Annotated in this window: 15 protein-coding genes and 1 tRNA gene; 9 read left to right on the plus strand and 7 right to left on the minus strand. The window is 62.9% G+C overall.

What is annotated here, in order from left to right:
- Entirely contained in the window at window positions 1–450 is a 450-nt protein-coding gene (mscL, locus tag O0881_RS18425; protein WP_077398674.1) for a large conductance mechanosensitive channel protein MscL, read from the minus strand.
- A gap of 414 nt (window positions 451–864) precedes the next feature.
- Here mscL and petA point away from each other — a divergent pair, with 414 nt between their 5' ends.
- From petA to O0881_RS18460, 7 genes are all read left to right on the plus strand, one after another.
- Window positions 865–1473: a ubiquinol-cytochrome c reductase iron-sulfur subunit gene (gene petA / locus O0881_RS18430; protein ID WP_034783594.1), complete on the plus strand. Its 609-nt coding sequence runs from the start codon at window positions 865–867 to the stop codon at window positions 1471–1473.
- Window positions 1474–1475: 2 nt separating this feature from the next.
- Window positions 1476–2888 (plus strand): cytochrome bc complex cytochrome b subunit, encoded by a 1413-nt coding sequence (locus O0881_RS18435; protein ID WP_099668284.1) that lies wholly within the window; start codon window positions 1476–1478, stop codon window positions 2886–2888.
- A 36-nt stretch (window positions 2889–2924) separates the two neighbouring features.
- Window positions 2925–3689: a cytochrome c1 gene (locus O0881_RS18440; RefSeq protein ID WP_099665814.1), complete on the plus strand. Its 765-nt coding sequence runs from the start codon at window positions 2925–2927 to the stop codon at window positions 3687–3689.
- A 120-nt stretch (window positions 3690–3809) separates the two neighbouring features.
- Window positions 3810–4421, plus strand: a complete 612-nt coding sequence (locus tag O0881_RS18445; protein ID WP_010394154.1) for a glutathione S-transferase N-terminal domain-containing protein — start codon at window positions 3810–3812, stop codon at window positions 4419–4421.
- A gap of 139 nt (window positions 4422–4560) precedes the next feature.
- Complete coding sequence (locus O0881_RS18450; RefSeq protein ID WP_034783599.1) at window positions 4561–5073, plus strand: ClpXP protease specificity-enhancing factor; 513 nt, start codon at window positions 4561–4563, stop codon at window positions 5071–5073.
- Window positions 5074–5099: 26 nt separating this feature from the next.
- Window positions 5100–5175: transfer RNA gene (locus tag O0881_RS18455), tRNA-Thr, on the plus strand.
- Between the two features lie 219 nt (window positions 5176–5394).
- Window positions 5395–5601 carry a dodecin gene (locus tag O0881_RS18460; protein WP_071325761.1) on the plus strand — a complete coding sequence of 69 codons (207 nt, stop codon included), beginning with the start codon at window positions 5395–5397 and terminating at the stop codon, window positions 5599–5601.
- Between the two features lie 40 nt (window positions 5602–5641).
- Here O0881_RS18460 and O0881_RS18465 read toward each other — a convergent pair whose 3' ends face one another.
- Window positions 5642–5953, minus strand: a complete 312-nt coding sequence (locus O0881_RS18465) for a hypothetical protein (protein ID WP_289912455.1) — start codon at window positions 5951–5953, stop codon at window positions 5642–5644.
- Between the two features lie 162 nt (window positions 5954–6115).
- Between O0881_RS18465 and O0881_RS18470 the strand changes: the two genes are divergently transcribed.
- Window positions 6116–6490: a hypothetical protein gene (locus O0881_RS18470; protein WP_099665817.1), complete on the plus strand. Its 375-nt coding sequence runs from the start codon at window positions 6116–6118 to the stop codon at window positions 6488–6490.
- Between the two features lie 211 nt (window positions 6491–6701).
- Complete coding sequence (locus tag O0881_RS18475; protein ID WP_289912456.1) at window positions 6702–7691, plus strand: PEP-CTERM sorting domain-containing protein; 990 nt, start codon at window positions 6702–6704, stop codon at window positions 7689–7691.
- A gap of 69 nt (window positions 7692–7760) precedes the next feature.
- Here the strand turns inward: O0881_RS18475 and O0881_RS18480 are convergent, their stop codons facing one another.
- From O0881_RS18480 to O0881_RS18500, 5 genes are all read right to left on the minus strand, one after another.
- Window positions 7761–8843 (minus strand): tetratricopeptide repeat protein, encoded by a 1083-nt coding sequence (locus O0881_RS18480; RefSeq protein ID WP_289912458.1) that lies wholly within the window; start codon window positions 8841–8843, stop codon window positions 7761–7763.
- Window positions 8844–8854: 11 nt separating this feature from the next.
- The gene (locus tag O0881_RS18485; protein WP_289899582.1) at window positions 8855–9793 is read right to left on the minus strand and encodes a type II secretion system F family protein; all 939 of its coding nucleotides are present in this window, start codon (window positions 9791–9793) and stop codon (window positions 8855–8857) included.
- Between the two features lie 119 nt (window positions 9794–9912).
- Entirely contained in the window at window positions 9913–10890 is a 978-nt protein-coding gene (locus tag O0881_RS18490) for a type II secretion system F family protein (protein ID WP_099665821.1), read from the minus strand.
- 12 nt (window positions 10891–10902) lie between these two features.
- On the minus strand, window positions 10903–12249 hold the full coding sequence (locus tag O0881_RS18495; protein WP_099668285.1) for a CpaF family protein: 1347 nt from the start codon (window positions 12247–12249) through the stop codon (window positions 10903–10905).
- A 50-nt stretch (window positions 12250–12299) separates the two neighbouring features.
- On the minus strand, window positions 12300–13469 hold the full coding sequence (locus O0881_RS18500) for an AAA family ATPase (protein WP_077398652.1): 1170 nt from the start codon (window positions 13467–13469) through the stop codon (window positions 12300–12302).
- Between the last annotated feature and the right edge of the window lie 17 nt (window positions 13470–13486).

Below are 13486 nucleotides of genomic sequence, written 5' to 3' on the forward strand. Positions count from 1 at the left end.
TTATTTTGCCAGATTGTTGCTGTTGCGTGCGTTCTGCTGCAGGGAGTCGCGGATTTCACGCAGCAGCACGATGTCTTCCGGCGTGGCCGGTGCCGGCGCCGGCGCGACCGGTTCGCTGCGGCGGGCCTTGTTCATCAGGCGCACCATCTGGAAGATGATGAAAGCCAGAATGACGAAATTGAGCAAAATGGTCAGAAAATTGCCGTAGGCCAGCACGGCGCCCGCCTTTTTCGCTTCCACCAGGGTCAGGGTCGTCGCCTGGCCATTCAGGGGCAGGTAGTAATTGGCGAAATCGAGGCCGCCGAAAATGCGGCCGATGGGCGGCATGATCACGTCTTGCACCAGGGAATCGACAATCTTGCCGAAGGCACCACCGATAATGACACCGACCGCCAGATCGACGACGTTACCCTTCATTGCAAATTCTTTAAATTCTTGCATCATTGCCATGAAATTTCTCCTTCGGATATGTATAAAAAACATGCCGATCATACTATTGATTCCCGGGCACACCAACTTGTGGTTGCCGGCGAGACCAATTCCGGCACAGCCGCGCGCATCTAGTTCGAAAGAACTAGCCACCTCCTGCAAAAGTATATAAATTATGGTACAAGCAACGTTTTTGTTTTATTCGTTGTTTGCTTCACTTATAATTTGCGGTTGCCAGAAGCGGCTTTTTCGCTTCCGGATAATCAACAAGAAACTGGCATGGGCTGCGCCATAGTCCGAAGTTCCGCAGGGATGTTGCCACTTTACCGTACAAAGATGCGGGTTGCGGCAATCAGTGGGAAAGAGCTTCGGCGACGGGTTTTTCGCGGCTGCCACTCATAATAAAGATTCGCATTTTGACTGATTGGGGTTTGCATGAGTAACGAAAAGCAGGTCGATTCAGGCCGTCGCGGCTTGCTCGTCGCCACGTGCGCGGCGGGCAGTGTAGTTGGATTGGCAACCGCGGGAGCCTTGGTAAGCACCTTCCAGCCGTCGGAGCGCGCGAAAGCGGCTGGCGCGCCGGTCGAAGTAGACATCACCACCTTGCAACCCGGCGAAATGCGCACCGTCGAATGGCGCGGCAAGCCGGTCTGGATCCTGAAGCGCACGCCGGAAATGATCGCGTCGCTCAAGCAAACCGATGGCAAGGTCGCCGATGCCAATTCCCAACGCAATCCCGCCGAATTCACGCCCGAATACTGCATGAACGAGGCGCGTTCCATCAAGCCTGAAATTCTCGTCGCCGTCGGCATCTGCACCCACCTGGGCTGCTCCCCTTCCTCGAAATTTACCCCCGGCCCGCAACCGTCGCTGCCCGATGACTGGGAAGGCGGCTTCCTGTGCCCTTGCCACGGCTCCACCTTCGACATGGCTGGCCGCGTGTTCAAGAACAAGCCGGCGCCGGACAACCTGCAAGTGCCGCGCCATATGTACCTGAGCGACACCAAATTGCTGATAGGTAAAGACGAGAAAGGCGAGGCTTGATCATGGCTGCTTTCAAAGAAACGAAATTCCCGGCAGACGCTCCCGTCGCCGAAAAAGCGCTGGGCTGGGTCGATGACCGCTTTCCCCTGACCAAGCTGTGGAACGATCAATGGGGCAAGTACTACGCCCCGAAAAACTTCAACTTCTGGTACATCTTCGGTTCGCTGGCCATGCTGGTGCTGGTACTGCAGATCGTCACCGGCATCTTCCTGACCATGCACTACAAACCGGATGCGGCCCTGGCCTTCAATTCCGTCGAGTACATCATGCGCGAAGTGCCGTGGGGCTGGCTGGTGCGCTACATGCACTCGACGGGCGCCTCGGCCTTCTTCATCATCGTCTACCTGCACATGACGCGCGGCCTGCTGTACGGCTCGTACCGCAAGCCACGTGAACTGATCTGGCTGTTCGGTTTCGCCATCTTCCTGTGCCTGATGGCCGAAGCGTTCTTCGGCTACCTGTTGCCATGGGGCCAGATGTCGTACTGGGGCGCACAAGTGATCGTCAACCTGTTTGGCGCCATCCCGCTGATCGGCCCTGACCTGTCGCTGTGGATCCGCGGCGACTACGTCGTCTCCGACGCAACCCTGAACCGCTTCTTCGCCTTCCACGTGATCGCCATCCCGCTGGTACTGCTGGGCCTGGTTGCAGCGCACTTGATCGCCCTGCATGAAGTCGGTTCGAGCAATCCGGACGGCATCGAAGTGAAGGAAAACCTGGGCGCCGACGGCCACCCGGTCGATTCGATTCCTTCGCACCCGTACTACACCGTGCACGATTTGTTCGGCGTCTCGATCTTCCTCGTCATTTTCAGCGCCGTCGTCTTCTTTGCGCCGGAAATGGGCGGTTATTTCCTGGAATACAACAATTTCCTGCCAGGCGATTCGCTGAAGACCCCGCTGCACATCGCGCCAACCTGGTACTTCACGCCGTTCTACTCGGTGCTGCGCGCCACCACGGCCGACTTCATGTACGTGCTGATGGGTGTCGTGGCTGCCTACGTGGTGTTCATCTGGCTCAAGTCGCGCCTGTCGACGACGGTCAAGTCTGCCATCGCCGGCATCGCCATCGTCGCCATCATCGGCATGCTGCCGCAGGTGCTGGACGCGAAATTCTGGGGCGTGGTGTTCTTCGGCGGTTCCGTCGTGATCCTGGCCTTCCTGCCATGGCTCGACCATTCCCCTGTGAAATCGATCCGCTACCGTCCGAACTGGCACAAATATGTGTACGCCATCTTCGGCCTGTCGTTCCTGATCCTCGGCTACCTCGGGACCCAGGCGCCAACGGATACGAAGACCATCGTGTCGCAAGTGTGCACCCTGATTTACTTCAGCTTCTTCCTGTTGATGCCATGGTGGAGTGCAATGGGCAAGTTCAAGACCGTGCCGTCGCGTGTGACGTTTCACCCGCACTAAGCCGCTCTCACGCCACGCTCAAAGGACATACATCATATGAAGATTGCAAAAAAACTGCTCGCCATCCTGGCCTTCGTGCCCGCCATGGCTCTCGCCAGCGAAGGCGGCTTTCCGCTGGACAAGGCTCCTGACCGCCAGACCAACATGGCAGCGCTGCAACATGGCGCCAAATTGTTCGTCAATTATTGCCTGAATTGCCACGCCGCCGTGTCGATGCGCTACAACCGCCTGCGCGACCTGGGCTTGACGGAAGACCAGATCAAGCAGAATCTGTTGTTCTCCGGCGATAAAGTCGGCGACTTGATGACGACGAGCCTGGCACCGCAGGACGCCAAGGCCTTCTTTGGCGTCGTACCACCGGATTTGTCGGTAATTTCGCGCGCGAAATCATCTTCCGCTGGCACAGGCGGCGACTACCTGTATACTTACCTGCGTACGTTCTATAAAGACGACACTCGTCCGACCGGCTGGAACAACATGGTCGTGCCGAATGTTGCCATGCCGCATGTATTATGGGAATTGCAAGGTGTCCAGTCTGCCAAGTTCGTGGAAGAGAATGATCCGCACGAAGCTGGCAAGAAGATCCACAAATTTGCCGGCTTCGAGCAGGTCAAGCCAGGTACGTTGAACAAGATCGAGTATGACAATGCGGTAGCCGACCTGGTCGGCTACATGGAGTGGATGGCCGAACCGGCACAGCAGACACGCAAGCGCCTGGGCGTGTGGGTGCTGCTGTTCCTGTCGGTCTTTGCTCTGCTGGCATGGCGCCTTAACGCGTCGTTCTGGAAGGAAGTCAAATAAGTGAGGCGCCGGCCATAGGCCGGTTTATGCCTGTTTCTGCGTTGTCCGCATGAGTGGACAAGCGACCTGGGGTGAGCCGTTCGCGGCTTCACCCCCTTTGTTTCTAAGGAACTATAAAAAATGATGGTTCTCTATTCGGGTACAACCTGCCCATTTTCGCAACGCTGCCGCCTGGTCCTGTTTGAAAAAGGCATGGACTTCGAAGTGCGCGACGTCGACCTGTTCAACAAACCGGAAGACATTTCGACCATGAATCCGTATGGCCAGGTGCCTATCCTGGTCGAACGCGAACTGATCCTGTATGAATCGAACATCATCAACGAGTACATCGATGAGCGCTTCCCGCATCCGCAACTGATGCCGGCCGATCCGCTGATGCGCGCCCGCGCGCGCCTGATGCTGTTCAATTTCGAAAAAGAACTGTTCGTGCACGTGCACGTGCTGGAAAGCGAACGCGCCAAGAGCAACGACAAGGCCCACGACAAGGCACGCGCGGAAATCCGCGACCGCCTGACGACCCTGGCGCCGCTGTTCCTGAAAAACAAGTACATGCTGGGCGACGAATTCTCGATGCTCGACGTGGCTGTCGCGCCGCTGCTGTGGCGCCTGGACCACTACGGCATCGAACTGTCGAAGACGGCTGCACCGCTGATGAAATACGCCGAACGCATCTTCTCGCGTCCTGCGTACATCGAAGCGCTGACCCCTTCCGAAAAGGTCATGCGCCGCTAAAGATAATCCCGGCAGGCCGCGCCTGCCGGGATATCTTGGGGCATATGTTAAAGTTGCTTTTTGCGCTGTCCCAGTCTTTTGAACTACCGGTGCGCCCGCCTCATGCTGACGGGGGCGCTCCCGCCTCACCGTGCCTACCATGTCTGAAATCTCAACCAAACCTTATATGCTGCGCGCCATCTACGAATGGTGCACCGACAGCGGCTACACGCCTTATCTCGCGGTCAAAGTCGATTCGCGCACCACGGTACCGATGGAATACGTGAAAAAGGGCGAAATCGTGCTCAACATCAGCTTCGGCGCCACCAGCGGCCTGAAGATGGACAACGACGCCATCCGCTTCCACGCCCGCTTTGGTGGCGTCTCGCGCGAAATCTACGTGCCGGTCGACAACGTGATGGCCATCTACGCCAACGAAAACGGCCAGGGCATGGCCTTCGAGCCCGTGCTGGGCAACGATGACCCGGACGCGCAACCGACGGACAGCCCGGCCTCCGCCGACGTCCCGCCGCCCGTGCTCGCCCCCGCCGCCAGCGGTCCCACCCTGTCGTCCGTGCCGACCAGCTCCCCCGAACAACGCGACAACGCCACGCCTGGCGACGACGAGCCACCAAAAAAAGGCGGCCGTCCGACCCTGACACGCATTAAATAGCGTATAATTCGCAACGCGCAGTTTTTGCCGACTTAGCTCATTTGGTAGAGCAGTTGATTTGTAATCATCAGGTGGCCAGTTCGAAACCGGCAGTCGGCACCAGAATTCAGCAGTAAATCAAAGGGTTACCCGCTTCGGCTGGTAGCCCTTTTTTCTTTTCCCACGCCCGCGGAAGCCATCCGGAACACTGGCACGCATCGTCATCCAGGCTGACGCATTGCTGCACCGCGCCATGACGTCCCGCACATTTAGGCGCAAGATGAGCACGTGCTTGCGCAAAGCAGGCTCCCGATGTCTGGCTTGCCTACCTGGGGAAATATCATGTCCGCACACACTTACAAGCTGATCGAACTGGTCGGCACGTCGACCGAGAGCAGCGATCAGGCGATACGCGATGCCATTGCCAAGGCGGCGCTGACGGTCAAGCACATGGACTGGTATGAAGTGACCGATTCGCGCGGCCATATCGTCGATGGCAAGGTGGCGCACTTCCAGGTCACGCTCAAGGTCGGCTTCCGGCTCGAATAAAGGGATCGAGTAAAGGGATCGAGTAAGGCAGGCGGCGCGCTCAGCGCCGCCCGGCCGTTCCCCGGCTCTCCAGCCACTCCCGGCCGCCGGCCTCCAGCGCGGTTTCGATGACCTTGTCCGGCAAGCTGTAGACGGTCGCCCAGCTGGCGCGGCCATCCTGCGTGTTGGCGGGAAAACTGTGCGTCTCGATCGGCCAGTGATATTTGCGTTTCAATGCCTTGACGATGGCGGCCAGCGAGACGCGGCCTTGCAGCGGTTCGGCGCCGGACTGGTCGCGATTCGACAGCAGCACGGCCAGGACCTGGCCGCGGCCCGTGCGCGCGCCGGGGAAGGTGGGGGTTTTGTTTGCCATGGCCTATTTTACCGGGCAATGATCGGACGAGAGGCGATGTGCCGCACCTTTGATACGGCGCAAGCGCCGCAGCGGCTTTGCGTCCACGATGGGCATTTCGCCAGGCGTGCCGGCGCCCCTCCGGCAGCCTGGGCCTATCATCATGGGGCACAGGAGCCTATCATGCACAGCCTGAACATCCACGCCATGCAATGGCAACCCGTCGCCGATATTTCCGCCGTCAATCCGCTGCTGCCCGACGATCTGGCCTGCTTTCGCGAGCTGCGCGACGTGCTGCAACGCTACGGCGCGCTCGACCGCTTCGGCATTTCCCTGATCCACCGCCATTTCGACATCGCCGACGACGAAGAGCTGATGGAGTACACGGATGCGGAAGCACGCATCTTGACGGTCAAACCTGTCAAGAAAAGCGACATCGACTGGAATCACACGACGATTACCAACTGGAAATTGACGGAAGGCGAGGAAGTGGCGCGCATCGGTTGCGGCTGCGCACGCAATTCGGGCGGCCACCTGGGCTATCACCGGGGCACCTGAGGCTGGCCGACGGCGCCCGCCAAGCGGCGTCGGCCTTTCTTACACTTCACTTCATCCAGCTCAGTCCGCTTTGCGCAAGCACTTGATTTCTTGTGATATTTTTGTGTGGCACGCAAGCTGCTTATCCCTGTCTACGAGATGAATCCAGGCAAGTCATTCTGGATTCTTTGTCCCCCGGATTTTCCGAGACTGACCACGACAAGAGGCTGCGATGAACGTTGATCACACACGAAGCAAGACCCTGGGCTGGCTGGGCGCACTGGCGGCGGCGAGCCTGCTGGCCAGCGGCCAGGCACAGGCCGGCGCGTACGGCCTGGCCGTCAATGAGTTGAACAATTTCCGCATCACCACCAGCGCCGGTGCGCTGTCGCTGGCCGGCGCCAACCGCAATGCCAGCGACAGCGCTTTTTTCGAAGGCGGCGTGGCCGTCAATCCGCGCGCCGTCAATACGGGCCCGGCCGCCAACGCCGACGTGCTGCAAGTGTGCTCGGGCGGCGGCTGCAGCGGCTTGCCGCAAAACCACTACGCGCCCAGCCCCAGTTCCACCCTGGAATTTGCCCGCGGCGATGCGCATGCCTTCGGCAACATGCTCAATGGCGGCGCCAGCGTGAGCGCCGTGGCGGAAGCACAGCGCAACACGATCGGCGCCGCCACGGCCACGGCCGGCGACACGCTGACCGGCTCCGTCAACCTGACCCTGTCGAGCGCCGGCTTCATCACCTTCAGCTTCATGGGACGGCGCGACCTGCGCACCAGCGTGACGACCATGGGCGACAAGTCGAACGTGTCGATCATGGATATCTTCAATATCTCGTGCAACAGTTCCAGCCCCGCCGGCTGCCTGTCGCACGCGAACGCCGATGGCGTGATCTTCCAGTTCGCGCCCGATGGCGATGCCAACAATGGCAGCGACATCAATGGCAACCATGGCGCCGGCAGCCTCGACCCGTTCAGCCTGAACATGACGGCCGGCACCAACGACCCCGCCACGGGGCGCGCCTTCACGAATGGCTTCGCGATGTTTTCCCTGACCTCGAATTTCGCCCTGCCGGCCGGCAGTTACACCCTGAATTTTTCCAAGTCCACGCGCACCGATATCGTCGTCATCGATCCGCCGCTTGCGGTACCGGAGCCGGGCACGCTGTTCCTGCTGGGCATGGGATTGGCGGCCCTGGCTTTTACGCGGCGCCGCCAGCCGTAATCATCCGCAGCATGAAAAACACGCGGCGCCCGCCAAGGCGCCGCGTTTTTCTATGCCGCTCAAGACGTTTTAACCGAGCCGTGCCAGCGCCTGGCGCGCCAGCTGCAATTGCTGCACATAGTAACGGTGCAGCATGGCCGGATCGCTCAAATCGCGCCCCAGTACCAGGCGCAGCTCGCTGGCGGGGCAGTCGCCGGCCTGGGTTTCTACTTGGGTTTGCACCTGCGTTCCCAACTGGCGCGCCAGCTGGCGCGCCGCCTGCTCCTGCGCGGGCCGGTACTCGACGCGCGTGCGCGCCACCTGGAAGCCGGTTTCATTGGCCAGGCGCACCACTTGCACGGGAGCGCCGGCCAAGCTGCGCGCCAGGGCGGCGGCCAGGCCAGGCACGCCGTTGCCATTCACAATTTCCAGGCGCGGGCGGGGCGAGACAGGAGCCGGCATGGACCGCCCGGCCGTGACAGCGGGCACGCTGCGCACGGCGGCCGGCACGCGCTGCAAGCGGGCCATGCCGTCGCCTTGCGTGATCTCGATGCGCGCCATGGCGGGCGCATCCGGCAGCGGCGCGGCCGCGGCCGCGGGCGCGCCCGGCGGCGGCGCCGCGTTGCGCAAGACGGCCATGTCGCTCCGTAAATCATGTTCCTGCAGGCTCTGCGCCTGGCGCCGCATGACGGCCGCGCGCGCGTGCTGTCCCAGCCGTTCGAGCACTTGCGCCAGGTGCTGCCAGGCCAGCGCATTGAGCGGATCGAGCAGACACGCCTGTTCCAGCGCAGTCAACGCTTGTGCATCGCGCCCGCGCAAATAGTAGGCGCGACCGAGATTGCTGAACAGATACGCCTGCCACGGCTGCGGCGCACCGGCCTCCTGCGTCAGGGCCAGCCATTGGGCGATCGCCGCATCGTGCTCGCCCCGCTGCGCGTACAGCACGGCCAGGCCGTTGCGCGCATTCACATGGCGCGGCGCGGCGCGCAAGGCTTGCGCATAGGCCGCTTGCGCGGCCGGCAAGTCGCCCCGCTCGAAATGCTGGCGCCCCGCCGCATAGGCGGCATCGGCGTCCGGCCACTGCGGCAGCGGCGCGTGGGCCGGCGGCGTGGTACAGGCGGCCAGGCCCAGGCAGGCACAGGCGGTGGCCAGGCGGGAAATCGTCAAGCGCATGGTAGCTCCTTTCAGCGGTTGGCCATGGCCGGCACGAGCACGCGATAGACTTCGATCACGGCCGGCCCCATGAGTACCAGCATGAGGGTGGGAAAGACGCAAAAGATCAGCGGGAACAGCAGTTTCAAGGCGATCTTCGCGGCCGCCTCCTCGGCCAGCAGGCTGCGCTTGCCGCGCAGATTTTCCGAGTGCACGCGCAGCGAGTCGCCCATGCTGGTGCCGAAGCGTTCAGACTGGATCAGCATGGCGACGAGGGTGTCGACATCTTCCACGCCGCTGCGCAAGGCCAGGTTGCGCAGCGCCTTTTCCTTGGAAAAGCCGGCGCGCATTTCCATCAGCACCAGCTGCAATTCCTGCGCCAGCACCACGCTTTTGATGTGGATTTCGCCCGACACCTTCACCAGCGCGCGCTCCAGGCTCAGGCCCGCTTCCACGCACACGGTCAGCAAGTCGAGCGCGTCGGGGATGTTTTCAAAGATGTCGCGCTGGCGCCGCTTGGCCGTGCTGGCCAGCACCAGGTTCGGCAGGTAATAGCCGACGGTGGCGCTGACGCACAGCAGCAACAGCAGCACGCTGCGCAGCTGCGCCGCCATGGCGCTGGCCGCATACAGCCCCAGTACGGTGGGAAACAGCAGGGCCAGCACGGTCTTGGCCGCAAAGTACAGGGCCGGCGCGCTGGCCTGGCGCCAGCCCGCGTTCATGAAGCGCGTGCGCAGTGGCGAGCGCTCCCAGCCCTCTTCCGGCAGCGACAGCTTGCTGAACGGCTGCGCCACGCGCGCCACGCGCTCCACCCAGCCCGTGTCGGCCACCGCCTCGCTGGCGGCCGGCGCCATGGAACCGAACAGGCGCTGGCGCAAGGCGCCGGGAAAGAAGATCAGCCACGCCAGCAAGGCCAGCGCCACCACCACGGCGAAAACGATCAACAGAAACAGCAGTTGCGGGCCAGTCATGGCATTTCCTCCGATTGATCGACTGACAAAACGTTCAGGGCTAGGCGTGTCGCCGAAGGCAGTACGACAGTACGACAAGGCGACGCAACAACGCCATGGACTTTTTTTCAGGCGATCTCTTAGATGCGGATGCGGATGACATTGCGCATCCAGACGACACCCAGCGCCACCATGCCGGCCGCGTACCACAGCAGCTTGATGCCGCTGGGATCCGTCCACAGCAGGCTGATGTATTGCGGGTTGACCAGCGCCATCACGCCGATCATCACCACCGGCATCAGCCCCAGCACCCACGCCGACATGCGCCCCTCGGCCGACAGCACGCGCACCTGCCCCAGCAGCTTCAAACGGGCGCGGATGATGCGCGCGATGCTGACCAGCACTTCGGCCAGATTGCCGCCCGATTCGCGCTGCACCAGCACGGCGATGACGAGGTAGCGCAAGTCCGTCAGCGGAATGCGCGCGGCCAGGTTTTGCAGCGCCTCGTTCATCGGCACGCCGTAATTGATCTCTTCGTGCGCCATCTTGAATTCGCCGCTGATCGGCTCATTGAGCTCATCGCCCACCATCTGCAGCACGTTCGAAAACGAGTGCCCGGCGCGCAGCGCGCGGGCCAGGAAATCGGCCGCTTCCGGCAATTGCGCCTCGATCTTTTTCAGCCGCGCCGCGCGCGCGCGCAGCACGACCATGCACGGCCCGCCGCCCGCCACGCCCAGCAGCAGCAAGGCGCCCGGCAGCGGCATGGGCCAGATGGCCAGCCACAGCAGTGCCAGCAGTAGCAAGCCGCCCGCGCCGCCCAGGAACTGCGCCACCGACCAGGACAAGCCCGATTGCAGCAGCAGGTGGTCGAGCTTTGCCGCCTGCGGCAGGCGCCGCAGCCAGCGCTCCAGGCCAGGCGAGCGCGCATAGCGGCGCTGCTTGAGGATGGAAACCCGCTCGCCGCCAGCCTCGCCGCGCGCCGCCATCAGCCGCAAGCGCCGGTTGATGCGCCGCGCCGCGCTGCCGTGCGTTCCCGCCCACCACAGCCAGGCCCCTTCCACCATCAGGATGCAGGCGGCGAACAGCAGCACGGCAAAGCCGTAGAACACCAGGTCCATGATTCCTCCCCCTTACTCATAAATTCGATCCGGGTCGAACACCGTGTCCGGCACCGGCGCGCCGAACATGCGCAGGCGTTCCGTGAAACGGGGCCGCACGCCCGTGGCGCAAAAGTGGCCCAGCACCTTGCCCGCGGCATCGACGCCCGTCTGCTCGAAGCGGAAGATTTCATGCATGGCGATGATGTCGCCCTCCATGCCCGTCACTTCCTGCAGGCTGACCAGCTTGCGCGCGCCGTCCGTCAGGCGCGACACTTGCATCACCACCGTCACGGCCGAACAGATCTGCTGGCGCGTGGCGCGCGGCGTCAGGTTCACGCTGGCCATGCCGACCATGTTTTCCAGCCGCGCCAGCGCGTCGCGCGCCGTGTTCGAGTGGATGGTCGCCAGCGAACCCTCATGCCCCGTGTTCATCGCCTGCAGCATGTCGAGCGCCTCGGCGCCGCGCACCTCGCCCAGGATGATGCGGTCGGGCCGCATGCGCAGCGCGTTGCGCACCAGCGCGCGCTGGCTCACTTCGCCCTTGCCCTCGATATTCGGCGGGCGCGTTTCCAGGCGCACCACGTGCGGCTGGCGCAGCGCCAGTTCGGCCGCATCCTCGATGGTGACGATGCGTTCGCTGCCGGGAATGAAGCCGGACAGCACGTTGAGCAGGGTCGTCTTGCCGCTGCCCGTGCCGCCCGAGATCAGGATGTTGACCTTGGCCTGCCCCAGCGCCTGCAGCACCTGCACCATGGGCGGCGTCAGGCTTTTGTAGTCGAGCAGATTGGCGATGCTCAAAGGCTGCACGGCAAAGCGCCGGATCGACAGGATCGGGCCATCGACGGCCAGCGGCGGAATGATGGCGTTGACGCGCGAGCCGTCCGGCAGGCGCGCGTCGACCATCGGGCTCGATTCGTCGACCCGCCGTCCCACGCGCGAGACGATCTTCTCGATGATCTTCATCAGGTGCGCATTGTCGTGGAAGGTCACGTCCGTCAACTGCAGCCGCCCGCCCCGCTCCACATACACCTTGTCGCAGGTGTTGACGAGGATATCGGACACGCTGGCATCGGCCAGCAAGGGTTCCAGCGGGCCGAAGCCCAGCATCTCGTGCTGGATGTCGAGCACCAGGCTATGCCGCTCGTGCTGGTTCAGGACGATGCGCTCTTCCTCGATCACGCGCTGCACCAGCAGCGCCAGCTCGTGCTTGAACTGTTCGGCCGTCAGGCGTTTCAGGCGCTCCAGGTCGATACGGTCGAGTATCGTCTGGTGCATGGTCTTTTTCAGTTCCTGGTAGGCGTGCAGCGCCAGCGCCCCTTGTCCATTCGTGGCGGGGCGCACCGTTTCATTCGCCGCCAGGCGTTCGCGTAAAGTCATCTCGGCTCCCATGATGGCTCCCGGCGGGAGCCTTGACATCCATCCCCGTCCTAAGCCTCGCTGCGGCTGAACAGGCGGTCGAACAGGCCGCGGCTTTCCGTCACGCGGCGCGCCGTCACCAGTTCCACCAGTTCGGCCAGGCTGCGCGCCACGGCGCTGGTGCGCGACAGCTGCAGCAGCGGAATGCCCTGGTTGACGGAATCGGTGGCGGCGATGTAATCGTTGGGCACCGTGTGCACCACTTCCGCGCCCAGCGCCTGCTCCAGGTCCGCCAGGCGCAGGCGCCCGCCCTTTTCATAGCGGTTGACGATCAGGCGCAAGCGCTCGCCCGGATAGCCGAGCGAACGGAAGATATCGAGCAGGCGGCGCCCGTCGCGGATGTCGGGCAAGGCCAGCTGCAGCACCGGATAGATGGCGTCGGCGTTGTCGAGCGCGCGCAGCGACAGCGCATCGATCTGGCGTCCCACGTCGAGCACGATGTAATCGTAGTGCTGGCGCGCCACGGCCAGGATGCGGTCCATGTGCTCGGGCTGCATGTCGACCTTGTGCGCCGGGTCGTCGGCCGCCGCCAGCACGCCGAAGTTCGGCGTGATGTGCACCAGGCACGAGGCGAGAAAGGCGCCGTCCATGCGCGCGATCTGCGCGCAGATGTCGGACAAGGTCATGGCCGGCTTCTGGTCCGAGACATACAGGGTGGCGTCGCCGAACTGGCCGTGCAGGTCGATCAGCAGCACCTTGCAGCCGGCCAGGCTGGCCAGCGCGTAGGAAAAATTCGTCGACAGGAAGGTGGCGCCGCTGCCGCCCTTGCACGAGATGAAGGCGAGCACTTTGCCGTCGCGCATCTGCGTCACGCCGGCCTGGATATCGACCCGGTCCATCGCTTCGTGGAAGGCCTTGTGCACCAGCGGCAGCTGCAGCACTTCGCGCATGCCGGCGCGCATGGCGCGGATCAGCACATCCTGCTGCTGGCCGCGCGTGAGCAGCATCAGCACGGCCAGCGGATACTGGCGCGCCAGGCGCTCGAGCAGGTCGGCTTCGTCGGCATCGATGCCGCTGGCGTCGACGATCACCAGCTCGGGCGCTTCGGGCAGCATGCGCTCGACGGCGTCGCGCAAGCCGCTGCGCCGGTCCAGCAGCCGCAGCACGGGCATGCGGGCCGCGCCTTGCGCCGCGATTTCATCGTGCAGGCTGGCGTCGCGGGTAATCATCAAGGCTTTCATCCCCCCTCCTTCATTCA

The organism is Janthinobacterium sp. SUN100 (assembly GCF_030397705.1).
Taxonomy (GTDB): Bacteria; Pseudomonadota; Gammaproteobacteria; order Burkholderiales; family Burkholderiaceae_D; genus Janthinobacterium; species Janthinobacterium kumbetense.